Genomic DNA, 22,016 nt, shown 5'->3' with positions numbered 1-22,016 from the left:
GCGCCATCGGACTTCTGCAACCCGCCCGATCATTGATGATCTGCGATAACCCTGCAATTGTGACTGGTGTCAAAGATGACGTTGAGAGAAGGAGATGTTCTTGCCAGGCGCCAGAAGATCGGTTCGAGCGCTGCTCATGGGCACCGTACTTGCTTTCACTTCATTGGTCGCGACACCTGCGACGGCCGATCCGGGAGTCGTCACAGCGACCCGAACAGCAGAATCGACAATGCAATCTTTCGGCTTGCTCACGCCTATCGCCGCCTCCAGTGAACGCGCCGCTCGACTAAGCTCCGAATCAGAGCACCCGGAGCCGAGCGGCTCCCTCTCGACGAAGTCCGGCCTCACGGTCGAATACAGGAACCACAGCGTCGGCTTCACTCCAGGAACCGCTGTCCGATCGGCGAGCGTCGGGCCTTCAGGCGCGCTCGTCTACAACATGAGCGACTCCTACGATTACGCGTTCACAGGGGCAGGCCATGTTCTCAATGCGGGCTTTGCTCTCATCAAGGACCAGGCAGCCCCATCTGATTACAGATTCGACGTGACCGTGGATGGAGAACCCGCCATCCTTGAATTCATCGACCACTCGGTTGCGGTGAAGGATTCACACGGACGGACCGTCAACTTCATAAATCCGGCCTGGGCCTCAGATTCCACCGGCGCTCCTGTCAGGACCAGTTTCTCGATCGACGGCGGCACGCTGGTGCAGAGAGTGCATCACACGGGCGCATCCTATCCCGTGGTCGCCGACCCCAGCCTCGCCTGTGACATCGCATTCTCTACAATCATGCTCAACAGAACCGAGACGAAAACCGCGTCGCAATCTACCGCAGCAGCGGCAGGATTACTGTGCGGATCAATGACGGCCGCATTCGCCCCCCTCGGAGCGGTGTGCGGCGCTTACGGCGCCGTATTCCACGTCGCCGCAGTTCAAGCGAACAACTCTGGCCAGTGCCTCGGCGCACGCTACCTCACTATAGGTGGCTCTCTGCACCCGGTCATCCAGCGCTGTTAGAGCGCGCGAAGAACAGCGAAGGAGATTCAATGGCCTCTGATCACGATCTCAGTCGGGCGATGCGCCGAGAATTGCGCAATCCCATCCTTGGAGGATTGGCGCTTCTGCTGTTCGGCGGTACAGCGGTTCTATTGCTTCTGTTCTGGTTCACCGATGCACGCGCCGTTCTCACGCCCTTCGTCGGGCCTGGAACGGGACTGGTCCTCACTGCTTTTACCGTGGAGGTAGCTCGACGCGCTAGGAGGCGCATGCGCGCGGAGGAGCGGGAGAGCTGACCTCGGAGCCTCGATCGACGGAGATTCTCGTCGCGCCATTGAGCGGCGAAAATCTCCGTCGCCGGTGGAGGACATTCCGTGTCTGACCAGCCCGGCCGGTATACGCCAACCGGAGTCGAACGATCGGACTATCCAATTTGGGATGCAACCGACCTCTACGGCAAACGAAGAGTGATCGACGGAGGGGACGCAGCGCGGCGGTCCACCGCGCGGAGACGACGGGCGACCGCAGCGCCGACGGGCTCCGGGACGCACGGCGCCGACCGTGCGCCGGGAGTGTGACGCGCGGAGGCTCCCTCCGGGCGGCGGGTGAGTAGGCTGACCGGACAGCACGTGCTCCGGGGTCGGTGGGAATTCCGAACCGGCGGTCACAGTCCGCGAGCCGCAGCCCCTCGAGAGGGGCGGCGGTTGACCTGGTGGAACTCCAGGACCGACGGTGAAAGTCCGGAGGAGAGGCAGCACGAGCGTCGCGCATCACCGCGCGATGCTGAGCGACGGTGCCCGCGCACCGTCGATCGAGACCCCGGAGTTCGGCGACGAACGGAAGAACCGGGAATGACGATCGACTACGAGCACGCGATGCGCCGGGCGCTGGCGCTCGCCGAGCGCGGGCCCGCCCGCGGACCCAACCCGCGCGTGGGCTGCGTGATCCTCGCGCCCGACGGCACCGTCCTCGGCGAGGGCTGGCACCACGGAGCCGGCACCGCGCACGCCGAGGTCGACGCCCTGTCGCACGTCGCGGCGGGCGCCGCCGAGGGCGCGACGGCCGTCGTCTCGCTCGAGCCGTGCGACCACACAGGGCGCACGGGTCCCTGCAGCCGCGCCCTGATCGAGGCGGGCGTCTCCCGCGTCGTCTACGCCGTGCCGGACCCGGGCGAGCGCTCGGCCGGCGGCGGTCGCACCCTCCGCGAGGCCGGCGTCGAGGTGATCGAGGGCGTGCTCGCCGAGGAGGGAGAGCAGTTCCTCCACCCGTGGCTCACCGCGACCCGCCTGCACCGCCCCTTCGTCACGCTCAAGTGGGCCTCGACCCTCGACGGCCGCACCGCGGCGGCGGACGGCAGCAGCCGCTGGATCACCGGAGCGGCGGCCCGGCAGCGCGTGCACGAGCAGCGTGCCGCGCACGACGCGATTGTCGTCGGCACCGGGACCGTCCTCGCCGACGATCCCGCGCTCACCGCCCGCGGCGACGGAGGCGAGCTCCTCGCCCACCAGCCGGTGCCCGTCGTCGTCGGCACGCGCCCCATGCCGCCAGGCGCCCGCCTGCACGAGCACCCCCGCGCCGTCGTGGTCGAGCGCACCCGCGACCTCGCCGCGGTCCTCGCGCACCTCTACTTCGCCGAGATCCGCAGCGTCTACGTCGAGGCCGGACCGACCCTCGCCTCCGCGCTCGTCGCCGCCGGACTGGTCGACGAGTACCTCGTGTTCCTCGCGCCCGCGCTCCTCGGCGGCCCCCGCCTCGCGCTCGGCGACCTCGGCGTGGAGAGCATCGGCGGGGCCCGGCGCCTCTCCCTCCGCTCGGTCGAGATCCTCGGCGACGACCTCCTCGTGACCGCGCGCCCCGACGTCCTCCCCGCGGGCGGTGCCGGCACCCCGGCCCGCCTCCCCCACGCCCTGCAGATGGAGACCCACTGATGTTCACCGGAATCATCGAGGAGAAGGGCGTCGTGACCGCTGTCGAGGCGGGCGCCGACGCGATCCGCCTCAGCATCCGCGGGCCCCTCGCCGTCGAGGGCGTGCGGCACGGCGACTCGATCGCGGTCTCGGGCGTCTGCCTCACCGTGGTCGAGCACACCGACCAGGGCTTCACCGCCGACGTCATGGCGCAGACCCTGCGGATGTCGACCCTCGACACCGTGGGCGTCGGCGACCCTGTGAACCTCGAGCGCGCCGCGCTGGTCGGCGACCGGCTCGGCGGCCACATCGTCCAGGGCCACATCGACGGCACGGCGACGCTGCTCGCGATCGCACCGGGCGAGGCCTGGCGGGTGCTGCGGTTCTCGCTGCCGACCGGCATCGCTCCGCTCGTCGTCGACAAGGGCTCGATCGCGGTGGACGGCGTCTCGCTGACCGTCTCGGCGATCAGCCCCGCCGCCGAGCCGGAGCAGTGGTTCGAGGTCTCGCTGATCCCCGAGACGCTCGCCGTCACCACGCTGGGCGCGCGCGCGATCGGCGATCAGGTCAACATCGAGACCGACGTCCTGGCCCGCCACGTGGAGCGGATGCTCGCGCTGCGCTCGATCGCGGAGGCCCGCTCATGAGCCTCGCCACCATCCCCGAGGCCGTCGAGGCGCTGCGCGCCGGGCGCCCGATCATCGTCGCGGACGACGAGGGCCGCGAGAACGAGGGCGACGTCATCGTCTCGGCCCAGCTCGCCAGCCAGGAAACGATCGCCTGGATGGTCCGCCACTCCTCCGGGTTCATCTGCGCGCCGATGACCAACGAGATCGCCGACCGCCTCGCCCTGCCGCTGATGGTGGTCGAGAACGAGGACCCGCGCGGCACCGCCTACACGCTGTCCGTCGACGCGGCCGACCGGCTCTCCACCGGCATCAGCGCCTCCGACCGCGCGCACACCCTCCGCGTGCTGGCCGACCCCGAGGCGACCCCGTCCCGCCTGAACCGCCCCGGCCACATCCTGCCGCTGCGCGCCGTCGACGGCGGCGTGCGCGAGCGCGACGGGCACACGGAGGCGGCCGTCGACCTGATGAAGCTCGCCGGCCTGTACCCCGTGGGCGCGATCTCCGAGATCGTCGCCGAGGACGGCGAGATGATGCGGCTGCCCGGCCTGATCGCCCTCGGCGAGCGCGAGGGCGTGCCGGTGACCACGGTCGCGGCCCTCATCGCGTACCTGCAGGAGTTCCACTGCGACGCGGAGGTGCCCGTCACGGTCGCGGTCCCGGAGAGCGCGCGGGTGAGCTTCGAGGTCGAGACCACGGTGCCGACCACCCACGGCCCGTTCCGGATCCGCGCCTACCGCGACCGGCAGACCGGAGCGGATCACGTCGCGATCCTCGCGGGAGAGGTCGCCGCGGGGCGGCCCGCCCTGGTGCGCGTGCACTCCGAGTGCCTGACCGGCGAGGCCTTCGGCTCGCTGAAGTGCGAGTGCGGGCCCCAGCTCGACGCCGCCCTCGACACGATCCAGCGGGACGGCGGCGTCGTCGTCTACCTCCGCGGTCACGAGGGCCGGGGCATCGGCCTGATCAACAAGCTGCGCGCCTACCGCCTGCAGGAGGACGGACTCGACACCCTCGACGCGAACCTCGCCCTCGGGCTCCCCGCCGACGCGCGGGACTACGGAGCGGCGGTCGGGATCCTCGAGGACCTCGGCCTCACCGAGGTGCGCCTGCTCACCAACAACCCCGAGAAGGTCCGCCAGCTCACCGACCGCGGCATCGTCGTCGCCGAGCGCGTGCCGCTCGTCGTCGGAGTCGGCGCCTTCAACGAGGGCTACCTCGAGACCAAGCGCGACCGCATGGGCCACACCCTCGACAGCGTCCTCGACCACGACCCCCTCGACGCCGGGATCTCCGGCCTCGCCCTCGACGCCGGGATCGCCGGCGCCACCACGAAGGAGTAGCAATGGCCGGTAGCGGCGCCCCCACCACCTCCCCTCTCGACGGCGCGGGACTGCGCGTCGTCGTCATCGCGGGCACCTGGCACGAGCAGATCAGCGACGGCCTGATCGCCGGAGCGAGCCGAGCCCTCGACGAGGCCGGAGCGTCCTGGTCGCTCGTGCGCGTGCCCGGCTCGTTCGAGCTGCCCGTCGCCTCGAAGGCGGCCCTGGAGGCGGGGGCCGACGCGGTCGTCGCCCTCGGCGTGATCATCCGCGGCGGCACCCCGCACTTCGAGTACGTCTCGGACGCCGCCACCTCCGGGCTCACCACCGTCTCGATCCTGACGGGCAAGCCGGTCGGCTTCGGCGTGCTCACCCTCGACACCGAGCAGCAGGGCATCGATCGCGCGGGCCTTCCCGGCTCGAAGGAGGACAAGGGGCGCGAGGCGGCCGAGGCGGCGGTCTCGACCGCTCTGCTCCTCCGCTCGCTGCGCAGCTGAACCACTGCGGGCGGCCCCCGTCCTGGGGCCGCCCGCACACGAACCTGGGAGAACACGGAGTAAAGTGGTCGGGTCGTCACGAGCGACCCCCCTCTCCTCCCCCTCTCCTCAGCGGCCCGCGACGCCCGATCGACGCCCCGCCCCGCCGGCTCGGGGGGAGCCGCCGTCCACACGGAGCCCCTCCCTCATGTCTTCTCCCGCCGTCTCCGACGCGCCAGCAGCCGCCCCGCAGAACTCCCGCGGCCGCGTCATCCTCGCCAGCCTCATCGGCACCTCGATCGAGTTCTACGACTTCTACGCCTATGCGACCGCCGCCGTCCTGGTCTTCCCGTCGCTCTTCTTCGTCAACGAGGACCCGGCCACGGCCCTCCTCGCCTCCTTCGCCGTCTTCGGCGTCGCGTTCATCGCGCGCCCGATCGGGTCGATCATCTTCGGCCACTTCGGCGACCGCGTCGGCCGCAAGGGCACCCTCGTCGCCTCACTGCTCACCATGGGCGTCGCGACCTTCCTGATCGGCTGCCTGCCCACCGCGCTCACGCCCGGCTGGGAGTTCCTCGCTCCGTTCCTGCTCGTGGTGATGCGCTTCTGCCAGGGCCTCGGCCTCGGCGGCGAGTGGTCCGGAGCCGCGCTGCTCGCGACCGAGAACGCACCGGCCGGCAAGCGCGCCATCTACGGCACCTTCCCGCAGCTGGGCGCACCGATCGGCTTCATCGTCGCCAACGTCCTGTTCCTGGTGCTCGCGAGCACGATGAGCGACGAGACGTTCGCGGCCTGGGGCTGGCGCGTGCCGTTCCTGGCGAGCGCCGTGCTCGTGATCATCGGGCTCTACGTGCGGTTCAAGCTCGTCGAGACGCCCGCGTTCCAGAAGGTCGTAGAGAAGGGCGAGGTCGCCAAGCTGCCCCTCGCCCGCGTCTTCGTCACCAGCTGGCGCCCGCTCATCCTGGGCACCTTCATCATGCTGGCGACCTACGTGCTCTTCTACCTGATGACCACGTTCACGCTGACCTACGGCACCTCACCCGTCGACGGCGCGGTTCCGGGCCTCGGCTACACGCGCAACGACTTCCTCGTCATGCTGATCGTCGGCGTGGTGTTCTTCGGGATCTTCACGCTCGTCTCCGGCCCGCTCGCGGAGCGCTTCGGCCGCCGCCGCACGCTGCTCGTGGTGACCGCGGCGATCCTCGTGTTCGGCCTGCTCTTCGTGCCCCTGTTCAGCGCCGGCTTCGCGGGCGTCATGGCGGTCCTGATCCTCGGCTTCACGCTGATGGGCCTGACCTTCGGCCCGATGGGCGCCGTCCTCCCCGAGCTGTTCCCGACCAACGTCCGCTACACCGGCTCGGCGATGGCGTACAACCTCGCGTCGATCCTCGGAGCGGCCCTCGCGCCGATCATCGCGGTCGCGCTCTGGAGGGCGGCGGGCGGCAGCACCGTGCTGGTCGGCCTCTACCTCAGCGCCGCGGCCGTGCTGACGCTGATCGCGCTCCTGCTCTCCAAGGAGACGAAGAACGCGTCGTACCACGACAACGTGTCGTAGGACTCCCTGCAGAGGACGGCCCGTCGGGATCCCCCGGCGGGCCGTCCGCGTCTCCGCCGCCTCCCTGAGCACCGGGCCCGCCCTCTGGTGGCCTGCTCGCAGCGACGACGGGGCAGAATGGACGGCGATGAGCACCACCACCTCCCGGCGCGGCGGACGACGACCCTCCCGCGACGACGGACCCCGCGCCTCCTTCTCGCAGCTCGTGCCCTACCTGCTCGAGCACCGCGGCATCCTCTCGGTCGTCGTGGTCCTCAGCCTGTTCGGAGCGGCGGCGAGCCTCGGCCAGCCCCTGCTCGTCGGCCAGGTCATCACCCGGGTCCAGTCCGGTCTCGATCTCGGCCCGCTGGTGTGGGCCCTCGTCGGCCTGGTCGTGGCCTCCGGGCTGATCTCGGGCTTCGCGCACTACCTGCTCCAGCGCACCGGCGAGGGGATCGTGCTCTCGAGCCGCCGCCGCCTCGTCGCGCGGCTGCTGCGCCTCCCCATTCGGGAGTTCGATGCGCGCCGCACCGGCGACCTCGTCTCGCGCGTCGGCTCCGACTCCACGCTCCTGCGCGCGGTGCTGACCCAGGGGCTCGTCGACTCGATCGCGGGCTCCCTCGTCTTCGTCGGCGCGATCATCGCGATGGCAGTCATCGACTGGGTGCTGCTGCTGATCATCGTGGCGGTGGTGGCGGTGGCCCTCGGGCTCGCGCTGACCCTCGGCCGCGGCATCCGCACCGCCAGCCGCAAGGCGCAGGAGAAGGTCGGCGATCTGGCCGCGGCCGTCGAGCGCGCCATCAGCGCCGTCCGGACGATCCGTGCCGCCGGAGCCACCGACCGTGAGATCGCGGTCGTCGACCAGCACGCGACGGAGGCGTACCGCCTCGGGATCCGCGTCGCGCACGTCTCGGCCCTCGTAGTGCCGGTGGCGGGGATCGCCATGCAGGTCGCCTTCCTCGCCGTCCTCGGCGTCGGCGGTTACCGCGTCGCGTCCGGCGCGATCGACATCGCCCAGCTGGTCTCGTTCATCCTCTTCCTCTTCATGATGGTGATGCCGCTCGGCAACTTCATCGGCGCCATCACCTCGGTGAACTCGGCGCTGGGCGCCCTCGGCCGCATCCAGGAGATCATCGACCTGCCGATCGAGGGCGACGGCGACGCCTCCGCGGGCGGCCTCGGCGCCGGCGTGGCGGAGGAGGCCATCTCCTTCGAGGACGTGGTGTTCTCCTACGAGGAGGGCGCCGTGCCCGACGCGGCGGCCGTGGCGGACGAGCGCGACCGCACCGTCCTGCGCGGCGTCTCCTTCACCGTGCCGCGCGGCAAGCGCACCGCCCTGGTCGGACCGTCGGGAGCGGGCAAGAGCACGATCCTCGCCCTCATCGAGCGGTTCTACGACCCGGAGGCCGGCGTCGTCCGACTCGGCGGCGTCGACATCACGGCCATCGACCGCGACGCGCTCCGCGCGCAGATCGGCTACGTCGAGCAGGACGCCCCCGTCCTGGCCGGCACCATCCGCGAGAACCTCGTCCTCGGCCGCCCCGACGCCGACGACGCCGACTGCCTCCGGGTGCTCGAGGCGGTGAACCTGACCGACGTGCTCGAGCGCAACCCGCTCGGCCTGCACGCGCCGGTGGGCGAGAGCGGAGTGATGCTCTCGGGCGGTGAGCGTCAGCGCCTCGCGATCGGCCGCGCGCTCCTGGCGGCCCCGCCGATCCTGCTGCTGGACGAGTCCACGTCGAGCCTCGACGGCCTCAACGAGCAGCGCCTGCGCCTGGCGATCGACGCGGTCGCCGAGAACCGGACCCTGCTGGTGATCGCGCACCGCCTGTCGACGGTGGTCGATTCCGACCGCATCGTCGTGCTGCAGAGGGGCGAGGTCGTGGGAGTCGGCACCCACTCCGAGCTCGTCGAGTCGACGCCGCTCTACCGGGACCTCGCCAAGCACCAGCTGCTCGTCTGACGGACGCCGCAGCGGCGTCTCGCGACCGCCGCTGCCTCATGCCGGTCGACCAGCCGCGCAGCGGCGTCTCGAGACGCCCGCACGTCTCGACCAGCAGCCTGCGCCCGCTCGTCCCTCAGCGCGGCGGCAGCCGCAGGGCCCCGTCGAGCCGGATGGTCTCGCCGTTGATCATGGGGTTCTCGACGATGTGCCGCACCAGGGCCGCGAACTCCTCGGGGCGTCCGAGGCGGGCCGGATGCGGCGTCGCCGAGCCGAGCGCCTCGCGGGCCCTGTCCGGCAGCCCGGCGAGCAGGGGCGTGTCGAACGTGCCCGGTGCGATCGACACCACGCGCACGAGCCGGGCCGCGAGCTCGCGCGCGAGCGGCAGGGTCATCGCCGCCACGGCTCCCTTCGACGCGGCGTAGGCCGCCTGCCCGATCTGCCCCTCGAACGCGGCGACGGAGGCGGTCGTCACCAAGACTCCCCGCTCCTCGTCGACGGGCTCCCGCTCGGCGATCGACGCCGCGGCGAGGCGCAGCACGTTGAGCGTCCCGGTCGTGTTGATCCGCAGCACCCGCTCGAACTGCTCGAGCGGCAGTGGCCCGTCGCGTCCGAGCAGCCGCCCGGGTGTGGCCACGCCCGCACAGCTCACGGCGACGCGCAGCTCCCCCGCCGCCCCCACGGCGCGCGAGACGGCGTCCGGATCGAGGACGTCCCCGGCGATCAGCTGCACGGAGGCGGGCAGACGCGCGGCCTCCACCGCGTACGGCAGATCGAGCACGACCACGTGCGCTCCTGCGGCGTCGAGCGCCGTCGCCGTCGCGGCTCCCAGTCCGGATGCTCCCCCCGCGATCAGCGCGGACGTCCCCTCGAGTCGCACGGTCAGCCCGCCGGAGCGGGGGTGGAGTCGGCGTCGGGCTCGTCGGTCGGCTCGCTGCCGGGCTCCCCCGTCGGATCACTGCTCGGCTCTCCGGACGCGAGCGCCTGCGCCGAGCAGTCGGTCAGGGTGGCGTCGTAGGCGTCACGGGCGCGCTGCGCCGCCAGGCGGACCTCCTCCTCCGCGAGCGGGCTCGCGAGCGGCGGCCGGTCGCTCAGGCCGTAGCGGGCGAGGCAGTCGCTGATCAGGCGGGTCATGCGCGCGCCGCTCTCGGGATCGGCTGTGCCGGTGGGCGCCGGGGCGGCGGTCGCGACGGAGCCCGAGTCGCGCACGGACCCGTCCGGCACCTCCGCGGCGGGACCGGAGCAGGCGGTGAGGCTCAGTGCGAGCGCGACTCCGACGAGCAGCGCGACAGGCGGGCGGAGCGTCGTGCGCAGGAGCATGGACGACCTCGTTCGTGACGTCTGCGGGCGGGAGTGCGGCCACGGTAGCGCAGTCGATGCTTCCGGCGAGCGCTGGGCGCGCTCTCACGCCCCAGTGGCACCCCCAACGGGGCACAGGCGCGCCTCTCAGGAGGGCTCGGTGAGCGCCCACATCGCGACCGCCGACGCCGCAGCGACGTTGAGCGAGTCGATTCCGTGCCGCATCGGGATCTGGACGGCGACATCGGCGGCGGCGAGCGCTTCGGCGGTGAGACCCTGCCCCTCGGTGCCGAGCACGAGGGCGACGCGCTCCGGAGCGCGGGCGGCGAAGTCCCGCAGGGGCACCGCCTCCGGGGTCAGAGCCATCGCCGCGATCGTGAAGCCCGCTCCGTGCAGGAGCCGCTGCGTCGACGGCCAGTCGCCGACGCGCGTCCAGGGCACCTGGAGGACCGTTCCCATGCTCACGCGGATGGCGCGGCGGTAGTACGGATCGGAGCAGCGCGGCGTCACCAGCACCGCATCGGCTCCGATGGCCCCGACGGAGCGGAAGATCGCGCCGACGTTGGTCGGGTCGACCACGTCCTCGAGCACGACGACGCGGCGCGCTCCCGCGAGCAGGCCGGCCGGGTCGGGCAGCACGGGCCGGTCAATCGCCGCGATCAGACCGCGGTGCAGGGTGTACCCGGTGAGCTCGGCCAGGAGCTCACCCGTGCCCGTGAAGACGGGCACGTCGAAGCGGCCGACCAGGCGCTCGGCCTCGCCGGCCGAACCGCCGAGGGCGAGCACCGAGCGCGGCCGGTGCCCGGCGGCGATCGCGCGCTCGAGCACGAGCGCCGACTCCGCGATGTACAGGCCGTGCGGGCCGCGGGCGTTCTTCAGCGCGACGTCGGTCGCGTGCGCGTAGTCGCGCAGCCTCGGGTCGTCGAGCGCGGTGACCTCGATCCGCTCCACCGGATCAGGCGAAGGGGTCGGGGGTGAGCGTGTACTTGGTGCTGAGGTACTCGTGGATCCCCTCGAGTCCGCCCTCGCGACCGAGGCCCGATTGCTTCACCCCGCCGAAGGGCGCCGCCGCGTTCGACACCACGCCGACGTTGAGGCCCATCATCCCGGTGGCGAGCCGCTCGATCATCCGCTGACCGCGGGCGAGGTCGCGCGTGAAGACGTAGGACACCAGTCCGTACTCGGTGTCGTTGGCGAGCGCGACGGCGTCGTCCTCGTCGGTGAACGGCACGATCGCGAGGACCGGGCCGAAGATCTCGGTGCGCAGGATCTCGCTCTCCCGGTCGACCCCCGCGAGCACCGTCGGCCGGTAGAAGTGGCCCGCCCCCTCGATCCGATCGCCGCCGGTGAGCAGGCGCGCGCCGCGGGAGACGGCGTCCTCCACCAGCGCGGACGCCTTCTCGACCGCGCGCTCGTCGATCAGCGGGCCGATGGTCACTCCGTCCTCGGTGCCGCGGCCGACGCGCAGAGCGCGCACGCGCTCCACGATCCGCGCGGCGAACTCCTCGGCGATCGACTCGTGCACGAAGAAGCGGTTGGCGGCCGTGCAGGCCTGGCCGATGTTGCGGAACTTCGCGAGCATCGCGCCCTCGACCGCCCGGTCGAGGTCGGCGTCCTCGAACACGACGAAGGGCGCGTTGCCGCCCAGCTCCATCGAGGTCCGCAGCACGTTCTCGGAGGCCTGCTGCAGCAACGTGCGCCCGACGGGCGTGGAGCCGGTGAAGGACACCTTCCGCAGGCGGGGATCCGACAGGATCGGAGCCGACACGGCTCCCGCCGAGGACGTGGTGACCACGTTGAGCACGCCGTCGGGGAGCCCCGCCTCGGCGAGCAGTGCCGCGAAGGCGAGCGTGGTGAGCGGAGTGAGCTCGGCCGGCTTCACGACGACGGTGCAGCCCGCCGCCAGCGCCGGAGCGATCTTCCGCGTCGCCATCGCGAGCGGGAAGTTCCAGGGGGTGATGAGGTAGCAGGGGCCCACCGGGTGCTGCGAGACGATCATCCGGCCGCTGCCCTCGGGCGAGACTCCGTAGCGTCCGCTGATGCGCACCGCCTCCTCGCTGAACCAGCGGAGGAATTCGCCGCCGTACACGACCTCGCCCCTCGCCTCCGCGACCGGCTTGCCCATCTCGAGCGCCATCAGGAGCGCGAACTCCTCGGTGCGCTCCTGCAGGAGGTCGAACGCCCGCCGGAGGATCTCGCCCCGCTTCCGCGGCGCCGTCGCGGCCCACGACGGACCGGCGGCGACGGCGGCGTCGAGCGCCCGGACCCCGTCCTCCGGAGTCGCGTCGGCGATCGAGACCAGGACCGCTCCGATGGCCGGGTCCTCGACGTCGATCGAGCCGCCGCCGGAGGCGTCCACCCACTCACCGCCGATCAGCAGCTGCGTGGGGATGCGGGCGAGCAGAGCGGTCTCGGCGGCGCGGGACGCGACGGAATCAGTCACAGGAGGGAACCACTTCTTCGGATCGGAGCGCGCAGACCGCGCCAGGAGGAGCTTCTCGTCCTCCCAGTGTAGGACGGGCGATCGCTCCGGGGGCGGGGTCGCCGGGAGCCTCGAGGACCTGCGCCTCCCTGAGCCCTGTGGAGGGACGAGCCCTCAGACGGACCGCTCGACGCGGATTCCCGCCTCCGTGAGCTCGCGCAGCGCCGCGGCACTCGCCTCCTCGGAGACGCCTGCGACCAGGTCCTCGAGCACGCGGACCTCGAGCCCCGCCCGTCGCGCGTCGAGTGCCGAGGCGCGCACGCAGTGGTCGGTCGCGAGTCCCACGACGTCGAGCGCGGTGACGCCCCGCTCCGCGAGCACGGCGCCGAGCTCCTCGCCCGCCTCCGTCGTGCCCTCGAAGGCCGAGTAGGAGGGACGGCCCTGTCCCTTGAGGATCTGCACGTCGATCCGAGCGGTGTCCAGGGCCGGGTGGAACCGCGCGCCGTCCGTGCCGGCGACGCAGTGGACGGGCCAGCTGTCGACGAAGTCCGGCTCCACCGCGAAGTGGCCGCCGTTGTCGGAGTCGCCCTCGTGCCAGTCGCGGGAGGCCAGCACCGCGGAGTACCGGTCGGCGTGCGCCGCCAGATGCGCGGTGATGCCCTGGGCGACGGCCGCGCCGCCTGTGACGGCGAGCGCGCCGCCCTCGGTGAAGTCGTTCTGCACGTCGACGATCAGGAGTGCGGTGGTCATCGTGGGCCTTCCGGGAGGAGGTGGAGAGGAGGAGCGGGAGGTCGACCCGTCCGGGTCAGGAGTCGGAGAGCGAGGAGCCGCAGCGGTAGACGCCCGTCACGAGGGTGTCGATCGCGGTCTTCGCCGAGTCGGAGACGTCGCCGAGAGCGTAGACCGCGAAGGTCAGCTCGGTGCCGTCCGCCGCGGTGACCACGCCGGCCAGTGTGTAGCCGGTGTCGATCCAGCCCGTCTTCGCGCGCACCGCGCCGTCGGCCGCGGCGTTGTCGCCGGCGAAGCGGTCGGAGTAGGAGAGCGAGCCCGTCCGGCCCGACACCGGCAGGCCGTCCAGGAGGATCCCCAGCTGCCCCTCGCGGGCCTGCACCTTCCGGAGCAGCTCGGTGAAGTACGCCGGCGCGACCGCGTTGTCGTCGCTCAGGCCGGAGCCGTCGACGATCGCGATCCCGGACGTGTCGACGCCGTAACCGGCGAGCCCCTGCAGCACACCGGCCTGCTCGGCAGCGAAGTCGCTGCCCGCGCCGGTGCGGATCGCGACGAGCCGCGCGAGCATCTCGGCGATCGCATTGTCGGAGACGAGCAGCATCTGCTGCACGAGCGTGCCGACCGGAGCCGACTCCACCGTGCCGAGAACCGCGGCGCCCGCGGGAGCGGTCCCGGTGGAGACCACGGGCGAGCCGTCCAGCTCGTCGGCGAACGCCTCTCCGGCCCGGCCGACCGGATCCGTGCCGCGCTCGGAGGTCGAGGCCGTGGGGTCCTCGCGATCGCCGTCCACCTGGAGCGCCGTGATCTCGGGCATGTAGCCGTCGACCTGCTCCTTGCGGTTCCAGCTCGGCTGCCAGGTCTCGCCCGAGTAGAGGGAGGAGTCGAGCACCAGCGACGTGATCGGCGTCCCGGCGGTGGACGGGTCCGCCTCCCAGGCGCTCTCGACCTGCGCCGCGAGGTCGTCGAGGTGGGCCGCTCCGGCGTAGGTCGACTCCCGGCCGGTCGGGAGCCGGGTCAGGGTGAGGTCTCCCCCGCCGACGAGGACGACGCTTCCGGGCTCGCTCCCGCGGACCACGGTGGTGGCGATGCGCGTGTCCGGGCCGAGGACCGCGAGCGCCGACGCGGCTGTGAGGATCTTGAGGGCGGAGGCGGTGCGGGACGCGGTCCCGCCCCCGCGGTCGAACAGGACCTCGCCCGTCGCGGCGTCGACCACACGCGCCTGCATCGAGCCCAGGCGCGGGTCGGCGGCGAGCCCCGCCACCGAGCAGGTGCGGAGCGCCTCGGCCGCCGCTTCGGCGGTGGGCCGCGCCGTGGCCGTCGGCGTCGGTGCGGGAGTCGCGGTGGCGGTCGGGGTCGAGACGACGGGCAGCGCCCCGGGCTCCGCGGCGCTGCCGAGGGCCGTCCCCACGCCGAAGGCGCCGCCACCGAGCACGGCGGCCACGAGCACCGCGGCGACCACGAGAGTGCGGCGACGGCGGGGAGGAGGCGTGTCGGTCATCCGCAACAGGGTAGCGACGCGAGTTCGACGCGACCTGGACGCCGCGGATGAGGCCGGGAACTCGCGGATCCGGCCGGGACGTCGCGGATGACGGGAGAGGGAGCCGCCTGTGGGAATCGAACCCACGACCTTCTCATTACGAGTGAGACGCTCTGCCGACTGAGCTAAGGCGGCGTGCACGCGGGGCCTGAGCCCCGGACACGATTACACAGCATAGCCTGCTCGCGCCCCCGGGCGTGAATCAGGACGGCGCGGTCGAGCAGAGGCTCCGCGACGGCGGCGGCGACCGCCGCGCTCGGCTCAGGCGAGCGCGCCGCGGAGCTCCTCGAAGGAGCGGGCGATGCGTCCGGGCAGGGCCTCCCGGCCGTCGTGATCGACCCAGGCCGCCCAGGCGTGGCGGACGGCGGCGAGCCCGAGGAGCGTCAGCATCCGCGCCCGGCTGCGCACCCGCTCCGCGTCGTCGTCCTCCTGGCCGAGACGCTCGGCGACGAGCCCCTCGACCGCGAGCTCGAACTCGCGCATGCCCGCGATCTTCAGACCGACCAGATGCGGGTGCTCGCGGAAGAGCGCGCGGCGGAGGACGTGCAGCTCCCGGTCCTCCTCGAGCGGCTCCTCCATCGCGGCGACGAAGACCCGCTGCAGGTCCTCGAGCACGGCGCCCCGGCCCGCGACGAACGCCGCCGCCGTCTCGTCGGCGATGACCGGGAGCCCGCCGACCAGCGCGTCCTCCTTCGAGGCGAAGTAGTTGAAGAAGGTGCGCGTGGAGACGTCGGCGGCGCGCGAGACGTCGTCGATGGTTACGCGCTCCGGCCCGCGCTCGCTAGCGAGGCGGAGGACGGCGATCTCGATCGCCCGCCGCGTGGCCAGGCGCTTGCGCTCGCGAAGCCCGGGCTGCTGCTCGCGGGACCGCTCCTGCTCGGTCAGCACTGCGGATCCACCTCCGGGACGGTCCCCTCGAGCAGGTACGCGTCGACCGCGTCGTTCACGCAGGACGTCGACTTGTTGTAGGCCGTGTGGCCCTCGCCGTCGTAGGTGACCAGGTGACCGGCGGAGAGCTCGCCCGCGAGCGCCTGCGCCCATACGTAGGGCGTCGCGGGATCGTTCGTGGTGCCCACGACCAGGATGGGCGCCGAGCCCTCCGCGGTGATCGGCTCGCGGGAGCCCTCGAACGCCGCCGGCCACTCGCTGCAGAGGATGTCGCCGTAGGCCATGTAGCGGCCGATGGTCGGCGCGGCCTGCTCGAGAGCGGCCTCGTCGGCGCGCATCGAGGCGGTGTCGGCGTCGTAGGAGTAGTCGACGCAGTTGATCGCGAGGAACGCCTCGGTGGTGTTGTCCGCGTACCGGCCGTCCGCGTCGCGCCCGTTGTAGGCGTCCGCGTACTGGAACGCGACCGCGGGGTCGCCCCGGCGGACGCCGGCCAGCATCTCGCTCAGCGCTCCCCACGCCGTGGCGTCGTAGAGCGGGTAGACGATCGCGGTGAACAGCGTGCTCGCGCCGAGCTCCCGGCCGTCGGCGGCCCGGATCGGCGAGGCGTCCACGTCCTCGAGCATGCGCTTCAGCTGGGCCATCCCCGCGTCGACGGTGCCGGTGAACGGGCAGTCGTCCGAGCGGAGGCAGTCGGCGAGGTAGGCGCGCAGTGCGCTCTCGAACCCCTTCGCCTGCTCGCGCACCACGTCGAACGAGGTGGCCGCCGGATCGATAGCGCCGTCGAGGACGAGGCGGCCGACCCGGTCCGGGAACAGCCCGGCGTAGGTCGCTCCGAGGAACGTGCCGTAGGAGTAGCCGAGGTAGTGCAGCGTCTCGTCGCCGAGCGCCGCGCGCAGCACGTCGAGGTCACGGGCGGCGCTCGGGGTGCCGACCTCGGGCAGCAGTGGCCCGCTGCGCTCCTGGCAGGCGGCGGCGAACGCGGCAGCGGTCGTGCGCTGCGCCTGGATCCACTCGTCGCTGCCCCGCTCCCCCGGCGTGATGTCGTAGAGGTAGGAGTCGAGGCCCGCGGCGTCGAGACAGGAGACCGCGGTGGAGGCGCCCACTCCGCGCGGATCGAAGCCGACGACGTCGTACCGGGCGGCGAGCGCGGAGTCGACCGCGTAGTCGGCGCTGTCGCGGATGAAGTCGACGCCCGACGCTCCCGGTCCGCCCGGGTTCACGAGCAGGGAGCCGATCGCCGGTCCCTTCGTCGCGGGTCGGCGCACCAGGGCGATCGACGCCGTCTCCCCCGAGGGGTCGTCCCAGTCGAGCGGGACTGTCGCGTCGGTGCAGAGAGCGCCGTCGCCGCAGTCGTCCCAGACCAGCACCTGCGAGTAGTAGCGCTCCAGCGAGTCGTCGACGGTCTGCGGATAGGGGGTGGAGGTCCGGTCGACGCTCGGGCCGGGCGCGAAGCAGCCGGTCAGGAGGGACGCGGCCGCGGCGAGCGCGACGACGACGGCCGACCGGCGCCCCCGCCTCACGCGGCCACCGGGCGGCGCGCCGCAACGACGAGCAGCGCCTCGAGAGCGAGGACCGGGGAGACGTTTGCGTCGATCCGCTGCCGGGCGGTCGCGATCGCGTCGAGGACGGCGAGCGTGCGGTCGGGCGGAGTCGCGTCGGCGAGCGCGGTCATCTCGGTCCGGACCTCCTCGTTGATGACGCCGCCGGGCGCTCCGAGCTGGAGGCGCACCACGTCGCGGTAGAGGGAGAGCAGGTCGACGAGGATCCGGTCGAGGCCGTCGCGGAGGCTCCGCGTCGCGCGTCGCTTCTGATCCTCCTCGAGCGCCCGCAGCTGCGAGCGGAGCTGCGCGGGCACGGTGCCCCCGGGCTCGACGCCGAGCGAGCGCAGCGCCTGCTGCCGCTCGGCCTCGTCGCGCTCGAGGGTGATCGCCTTGGCGTCCTCGGTCGCGACCTCGATCATCCGCGCAGCGCCGAGCACCGCGTCCGAGACGCCGCGGAGGCGCAGGGCGATGCGGAGCGTCTCCTCGCGGCGCTCGCGCGCGTTCGCGTCGGTCGCCAGGCGGTGCGCCATCCCGATGTGGCTCTGAGCCTGGCGGGCGGCGCGCTCGGCGGTCTCGGGGTCGACCCCGTCGCGGCGCTCGAGGAGACCGGCGACGTCCTCGATGCTCGGCACGCGGAGCCGCACGGAGCGGACGCGGGAGCGGATGGTGGGGAGCAGATCGGCCTCGCTCGGGGCGCACAGGATCCAGACCGTGCGCTCCGGCGGCTCTTCGAGCGCCTTCAGCAGCACGTTGGACGTGCGCTCGCTCATCCGGTCGGCGTCCTCGATGACCATGACGCGGTAGCGCGACACCGAGGGCGAGTACTGCGAGCTGCTGACCAGCCGCCGCACCTCGTCGATCGAGATGATCACGCGCTCGGTGGTCAGCACGGCGAGGTCGGGATGGGAGCGGGCGGCGACCTGGCGGCAGTCGGGGCACTCCCCGCAGCCGCCGTGGCGGCAGAGCAGTGCGGAGGCGAACGCGTAGGCGAGGTTCGAGCGGCCGGACCCGGGAGGGCCGGTGATGAGCCAGGAGTGCGTCATCGACGACGACTCCCGGCCACGGTCGTCCCGGGGCGTCGAGGCGTCCTGCAGGGCGCCGATGGCGTGCTCCTGCCCGACGAGCTGGCTCCAGACGGTCATGCCACCAGGCTAACCGCGAGCACCGACAGCCGACGCACCGTCGAGGAGCGCGGCGACCCGCTCCCGCACCGCGGCCGCGATCTCCTCGACGGGGAGAGCGGCGTCCACGACGAGGAAGCGCTCGGCGTCCGTCTCGGCGATCGCCAGAAACGCCTCGCGCACGCGCCCGTGGAACTCCGCCTTCTCGGCCTCCAGCCGGTCGAAGCGGGTGCGGGCCGCGTCGAGCCGGCCCCGCGCGACGGCGGGGTCGAGGTCGAGCAGGACGGTGAGGTCTGGCCTCAGGTCGTGGGTGGCCCACTCCGAGAGCCGCCGGACCTCGACGGCGTCGAGGACCCGCCCGGCTCCCTGGTAGGCGACGGAGGAGTCGATGTAGCGGTCCTGCACGACGACCTCGCCCCGCTCGAGCGCCGGTCGCACGAGCGTCCCGATGTGCTGGGCGCGGTCCGCCGCGTAGAGCAGGGCCTCGGCCCGCGGATCGATCTCGCCGCGGTGGTGCAGGACGATCTCGCGGATCTGCAGGCCCACCTCGGTGCCCCCGGGCTCGCGGGTGCGGACGACGGTCTCGCCCCGCGTGCCCAGCCACTCCTCGAGCAGCCGGGCCTGCGTGGTCTTGCCCGCGCCGTCCCCGCCCTCGAGGGTGACGAACAGCCCGGTCACGACTCGGTCGCGTCCGACGTCTCGGCGGCGGCCGCCGCGGCCGCGCGGCTCGCGGAGGTGGCGCGGGGCGCGGCGGGCTTCTTCGCTGCGGTCGTCTTCTTGGCGGCCGCGGCCGTCTTGGCCGCGGTCGTCTTGGCCGCCGTCGTCTTAGCCGCCGTCGTCTTGGCCGCTGTCGTCTTGGCCGCCGTGGTCTTCGCCGCGGGCTTCTTGGCCGGCGCGCGCTTGGCCGGAGCCTTCTTGGCCGGGCCCTTCGCGCGCTTGTCGGCGAGCATCTGGACCGCCTGCTCGAAGTCGATCTCCTCGATCGTGAGGCCCTTGGAGATCGTGACGTTGGTCTCGCCGTCGGTCACGTAGGCGCCGAAGCGTCCGTCGCGGATCCGGATCGGCTTGCCGCTGACGGGGTCCGCCTCGAACTCCTTCAGCGCGCTCGACGCGCGTCGCGCCCCGTACTTCGGCTGGGCGAAGATCTCGAGCGCCGTCGGCAGGTCGACCTCGAAGATCTGGTCCTCGCTGGTGAGCGACCGGCTGTCGGTGCCCTTCTTGATGTACGGGCCGTACCGGCCGTTCTGAGCCGTGATCGGCTCGCCGCTCTCGGGGTCGTCGCCGACCGTGCGCGGCAGGTCGAGCAGGCGCAGCGCCGTCGCCAGGTCGATCGACGCGACGTCCATGGACTTGAAGAGGGAGGAGGTGCGCGGCTTCACGACAGCGGGCTTCTTCGCGCCGCGCTTCGCGGGCGCGGGCTCGACGACTTCCCCGGTGGCGGGATCCGCCGCGGTCTCCGGCTCCGGATCGACCTCGGTCACGTAGGGGCCGAAGCGCCCGTCCTTGACGACGACGGTCTTGCCCGAGTCGGGGTTGCTTCCCAGCACGCGGTCGGTCTGCACCGGGGCGTCGACGAGCTCCTGCGCCTTGGCGGGCGTGAGCTCGTCGGGAGCCAGCTCGAGCGGCAGGTTGACGCGACGCGGCGTCTCCTGCCCCTCCTCCTGGGCCACCTCGAGGTAGGGGCCGTACTTGCCGATGCGCAGGGTGATGTCGTCCGTGATCCGGACGGAGTTGATGCTCTTCGCATCGATCTCGCCGAGGTTGTCCACGACGTGTCGGAGCCCGGGGTGCGTGCCTCCGCCGAAGTAGAAGCGGTTGAGCCAGGCGACGCGGTCCTCCTCGCCGCCGGCGATGCGGTCGAGGTCGCCCTCCATCTCGGCGGTGAAGTCGTACTCCACCAGGTCGGAGAAGAAGTCCTCGAGCAGCCGGACCACCGAGAAGGCGATCCAGTTGGGCACGAGGGCGGTCCCGCGCGGAGTGACGTAGCCGCGGTCGACGATGGTGGAGATGATCGACGCGTAGGTCGAGGGCCGGCCGATGCCGAGCTCCTCGAGCGCCTTGACCAGGCTCGCCTCCGTGTAGCGCGGGGGCGGCGAGGTCTCGTGGCCCTTGGCCTCGACCTCGGCGACGACCAGGCTCTGGCCGACCTCGAGCACCGGCAGCTTGGCGTCCTTCTCGTCGCGGGCGCCGTGACGCTCCTCGTCGCGCCCCTCCTCGTAGGCGAGCAGGAATCCGCGGAAGGTGATGACGGTTCCGGAGGCGGTGAACTCGGCGGTCTTCGCGACGTCGCCGGCCGGCTCGGCGAGCAGCGTCACGGTGGCGGTCGAGCCCTTGGCGTCGGCCATCTGCGAGGCGACGGTGCGCTTCCAGATGAGCTCGTAGAGGCGGAGGTCGTTGCCGCGGAGGGTGCCCGAGAGCTGGTCCGGGGTGCGGAAGGTCTCGCCCGCGGGCCGGATGGCCTCGTGCGCCTCCTGCGCGTTCTTGTTCTTGCCGGAGTACAGGCGGGGCTTGTCCGGGACGGTCTCGGCTCCGTAGAGGGACGCGGCCTGAGTGCGTGCGGCGTTCAGCGCCTGCTGCGAGAGCCCGGGCGAGTCGGTCCTCATGTAGGTGATGAAGCCGTTCTCGTAGAGCGACTGCGCGACGCTCATCGTCTGGCGCGCCGAGAAGCGGAGCTTGCGCGCCGCCTCCTGCTGGAGCGTGGACGTGGTGAACGGGGCGGCGGGGCGGCGCGAGTACGGCTTGGACTCGAGGTTCGAGACCCGGACCGTGGTGGCGGGGTCGCGCAGCGCCTCGGCGAGGGCACCGGCGGTGGACTCGTCGAGGACGGTGACGTCGCCCTTCAGCTGACCGCGGTCGTCGAAGTCGCGGCCGCTTCCGATCCGCTTGCCGTCGAGCCGCGCCAGGCGGGCGTCGAAGCCCGCCGCGGCGTCCGACTCGGGTGCGAGCACGGTGGCGAGGTCCCAGTAGCTCGCCGACACGAACGCCAGGCGCTCCCGCTCGCGGTCGACCACCAGGCGGGTCGCGGCCGACTGCACCCGACCGGCCGAGAGCCCGGGGCCGACCTTGCGCCACAGCACGGGCGAGATCTCGTAGCCGTAGAGGCGGTCGAGGATGCGGCGGGTCTCCTGGGCGTCGACCAGGGAGGTGTCGATGTCCCGGGTGTTGTCGCGCGCCTTCTGGATCGCGTCCTTCGTGATCTCGTGGAAGACCATGCGGTGCACGGGGACCTTGGGCTTGAGCTCCTCGAGGAGGTGCCACGCGATGGCCTCGCCCTCGCGGTCCTCATCAGTGGCGAGGTAGAGCTCGTCGGCGTTCTTCAGCGCGCGCTTGAGGTCGGCGACCGTCTTCTTCTTCTGGTCGGAGACGACGTAGTAGGGCTCGAAGCCGTTGTCGACGTCGACGGAGAACTTGCCCAGCGGGCCCTTCTTCAGCTCCGGGGGGAGGTTCTTCGGCTCGATGAGGTCGCGGATGTGCCCGACGGAGGCGAGCACCTCGTAGCCGTCGCCCAGGTACTGGGCGATGGTCTTGGCTTTCGCCGGCGACTCGACGATCACCAGCTTCTTCGTGCCGGACACAGTTCTCCTCGATTGGTGCTGTCGGGTCGGACGACCAGTGGTCCGACGTCCCCTTGCTGCGGGGAGACGGTGCGCGGCGACGTGGTGCGGGGAACGGCGACGC

19 protein-coding genes, 1 tRNA gene and 1 riboswitch are annotated in these 22,016 nt (G+C 72.2%); of the genes, 8 read left to right on the top strand and 12 right to left on the bottom strand.

Annotation, left to right across the window (positions count from 1 at the left end; genetic code table 11):
* Nucleotides 1-229: 229 nt before the first annotated feature.
* The 8 genes from C5C69_RS16690 (at nt 230) to C5C69_RS07260 (ending at nt 8,822) form a co-directional block, all read left to right on the top strand.
* On the top strand, nt 230-1,018 hold the full coding sequence (locus C5C69_RS16690) for a hypothetical protein (RefSeq protein WP_146083614.1): 789 nt from the start codon (nt 230-232) through the stop codon (nt 1,016-1,018).
* 29 nt (nt 1,019-1,047) lie between these two features.
* Nucleotides 1,048-1,293, top strand: a complete 246-nt coding sequence (locus C5C69_RS16685) for a hypothetical protein (protein ID WP_146078468.1) — start codon at nt 1,048-1,050, stop codon at nt 1,291-1,293.
* Nucleotides 1,294-1,624: 331 nt separating this feature from the next.
* Nucleotides 1,625-1,757, top strand: a riboswitch (FMN riboswitch).
* 91 nt (nt 1,758-1,848) lie between these two features.
* On the top strand, nt 1,849-2,925 hold the full coding sequence (gene ribD / locus C5C69_RS07285) for a bifunctional diaminohydroxyphosphoribosylaminopyrimidine deaminase/5-amino-6-(5-phosphoribosylamino)uracil reductase RibD (protein ID WP_258065115.1): 1,077 nt from the start codon (nt 1,849-1,851) through the stop codon (nt 2,923-2,925).
* Nucleotides 2,925-3,551, top strand: a complete 627-nt coding sequence (locus tag C5C69_RS07280) for a riboflavin synthase (RefSeq protein ID WP_104233719.1) — start codon at nt 2,925-2,927, stop codon at nt 3,549-3,551. Before ribD ends, C5C69_RS07280 begins: the two co-directional genes overlap by 1 nt.
* Entirely contained in the window at nt 3,548-4,870 is a 1,323-nt protein-coding gene (ribA, locus tag C5C69_RS07275; RefSeq protein ID WP_104222225.1) for a GTP cyclohydrolase II, read from the top strand. Before C5C69_RS07280 ends, ribA begins: the two co-directional genes overlap by 4 nt.
* Before the next feature lie 2 nt (nt 4,871-4,872).
* Entirely contained in the window at nt 4,873-5,346 is a 474-nt protein-coding gene (gene ribH / locus C5C69_RS07270) for a 6,7-dimethyl-8-ribityllumazine synthase (protein WP_104250609.1), read from the top strand.
* 187 nt (nt 5,347-5,533) lie between these two features.
* Nucleotides 5,534-6,880, top strand: a complete 1,347-nt coding sequence (locus C5C69_RS07265) for an MFS transporter (protein ID WP_104222221.1) — start codon at nt 5,534-5,536, stop codon at nt 6,878-6,880.
* A gap of 127 nt (nt 6,881-7,007) precedes the next feature.
* Nucleotides 7,008-8,822 carry an ABC transporter ATP-binding protein gene (locus C5C69_RS07260; RefSeq protein ID WP_104257639.1) on the top strand — a complete coding sequence of 605 codons (1,815 nt, stop codon included), beginning with the start codon at nt 7,008-7,010 and terminating at the stop codon, nt 8,820-8,822.
* 115 nt (nt 8,823-8,937) lie between these two features.
* Here the strand turns inward: C5C69_RS07260 and C5C69_RS07255 are convergent, their stop codons facing one another.
* From C5C69_RS07255 to topA, 12 genes are all read right to left on the bottom strand, one after another.
* Complete coding sequence (locus C5C69_RS07255; protein WP_104233722.1) at nt 8,938-9,681, bottom strand: SDR family NAD(P)-dependent oxidoreductase; 744 nt, start codon at nt 9,679-9,681, stop codon at nt 8,938-8,940.
* A 2-nt stretch (nt 9,682-9,683) separates the two neighbouring features.
* Entirely contained in the window at nt 9,684-10,121 is a 438-nt protein-coding gene (locus C5C69_RS07250) for a hypothetical protein (RefSeq protein WP_104233723.1), read from the bottom strand.
* A gap of 126 nt (nt 10,122-10,247) precedes the next feature.
* Entirely contained in the window at nt 10,248-11,051 is an 804-nt protein-coding gene (locus C5C69_RS07245; RefSeq protein WP_104257638.1) for an RNA methyltransferase, read from the bottom strand.
* Between the two features lie 4 nt (nt 11,052-11,055).
* Nucleotides 11,056-12,543: an NAD-dependent succinate-semialdehyde dehydrogenase gene (locus C5C69_RS07240; protein ID WP_104233725.1), complete on the bottom strand. Its 1,488-nt coding sequence runs from the start codon at nt 12,541-12,543 to the stop codon at nt 11,056-11,058.
* Between the two features lie 153 nt (nt 12,544-12,696).
* Entirely contained in the window at nt 12,697-13,272 is a 576-nt protein-coding gene (locus C5C69_RS07235; protein ID WP_104233726.1) for a nicotinamidase, read from the bottom strand.
* A gap of 55 nt (nt 13,273-13,327) precedes the next feature.
* Nucleotides 13,328-14,749, bottom strand: a complete 1,422-nt coding sequence (dacB, locus tag C5C69_RS07230) for a D-alanyl-D-alanine carboxypeptidase/D-alanyl-D-alanine-endopeptidase (protein WP_104233727.1) — start codon at nt 14,747-14,749, stop codon at nt 13,328-13,330.
* A gap of 101 nt (nt 14,750-14,850) precedes the next feature.
* Nucleotides 14,851-14,923: transfer RNA gene (locus C5C69_RS07225), tRNA-Thr, on the bottom strand.
* A gap of 126 nt (nt 14,924-15,049) precedes the next feature.
* Entirely contained in the window at nt 15,050-15,676 is a 627-nt protein-coding gene (locus tag C5C69_RS16940) for a TetR/AcrR family transcriptional regulator (protein WP_181027157.1), read from the bottom strand.
* The gene (locus C5C69_RS07215) at nt 15,670-17,196 is read right to left on the bottom strand and encodes an alpha/beta hydrolase (protein WP_104233728.1); all 1,527 of its coding nucleotides are present in this window, start codon (nt 17,194-17,196) and stop codon (nt 15,670-15,672) included. The genes C5C69_RS16940 and C5C69_RS07215 overlap by 7 nt, the downstream gene beginning before the upstream one ends.
* Entirely contained in the window at nt 17,193-18,359 is a 1,167-nt protein-coding gene (locus tag C5C69_RS07210) for a DNA polymerase III subunit delta' (RefSeq protein WP_104233729.1), read from the bottom strand. The genes C5C69_RS07215 and C5C69_RS07210 overlap by 4 nt, the downstream gene beginning before the upstream one ends.
* Nucleotides 18,360-18,368: 9 nt before the next feature.
* The gene (gene tmk / locus C5C69_RS07205; protein WP_104233730.1) at nt 18,369-19,016 is read right to left on the bottom strand and encodes a dTMP kinase; all 648 of its coding nucleotides are present in this window, start codon (nt 19,014-19,016) and stop codon (nt 18,369-18,371) included.
* Nucleotides 19,013-21,913, bottom strand: a complete 2,901-nt coding sequence (gene topA, locus C5C69_RS07200) for a type I DNA topoisomerase (protein ID WP_104233731.1) — start codon at nt 21,911-21,913, stop codon at nt 19,013-19,015. The genes tmk and topA overlap by 4 nt, the downstream gene beginning before the upstream one ends.
* Nucleotides 21,914-22,016 lie beyond the last annotated feature (103 nt).

The organism is Rathayibacter sp. AY1C7 (assembly GCF_002931865.1).
Classification (GTDB): Bacteria; Actinomycetota; Actinomycetes; order Actinomycetales; family Microbacteriaceae; genus Rathayibacter.
Note: the sequence above shows the minus strand (reverse complement) of the source record. Positions and strands in the feature narration are given on the sequence as shown.

What these genes read in the sequence shown, in the direction of transcription:
- ribH (WP_104250609.1), top strand. Translation starts at nt 4,873, where the DNA reads ATGGCCGGTAGCGGCGCCCCCACCACCTCCCCTCTCGACGGCGCGGGA.
- C5C69_RS07260 (WP_104257639.1), top strand. Translation starts at nt 7,008, where the DNA reads ATGAGCACCACCACCTCCCGGCGCGGCGGACGACGACCCTCCCGCGAC.
- C5C69_RS07250 (WP_104233723.1), bottom strand. Translation starts at nt 10,121, where the DNA reads ATGCTCCTGCGCACGACGCTCCGCCCGCCTGTCGCGCTGCTCGTCGGA.
- C5C69_RS07210 (WP_104233729.1), bottom strand. Translation starts at nt 18,359, where the DNA reads ATGACCGTCTGGAGCCAGCTCGTCGGGCAGGAGCACGCCATCGGCGCC.
- dacB (WP_104233727.1), bottom strand. Translation starts at nt 14,749, where the DNA reads ATGACCGACACGCCTCCTCCCCGCCGTCGCCGCACTCTCGTGGTCGCC.
- C5C69_RS16685 (WP_146078468.1), top strand. Translation starts at nt 1,048, where the DNA reads ATGGCCTCTGATCACGATCTCAGTCGGGCGATGCGCCGAGAATTGCGC.
- ribA (WP_104222225.1), top strand. Translation starts at nt 3,548, where the DNA reads ATGAGCCTCGCCACCATCCCCGAGGCCGTCGAGGCGCTGCGCGCCGGG.
- C5C69_RS07235 (WP_104233726.1), bottom strand. Translation starts at nt 13,272, where the DNA reads ATGACCACCGCACTCCTGATCGTCGACGTGCAGAACGACTTCACCGAG.
- C5C69_RS16690 (WP_146083614.1), top strand. Translation starts at nt 230, where the DNA reads ATGCAATCTTTCGGCTTGCTCACGCCTATCGCCGCCTCCAGTGAACGC.
- ribD (WP_258065115.1), top strand. Translation starts at nt 1,849, where the DNA reads ATGACGATCGACTACGAGCACGCGATGCGCCGGGCGCTGGCGCTCGCC.
- C5C69_RS07265 (WP_104222221.1), top strand. Translation starts at nt 5,534, where the DNA reads ATGTCTTCTCCCGCCGTCTCCGACGCGCCAGCAGCCGCCCCGCAGAAC.
- C5C69_RS07280 (WP_104233719.1), top strand. Translation starts at nt 2,925, where the DNA reads ATGTTCACCGGAATCATCGAGGAGAAGGGCGTCGTGACCGCTGTCGAG.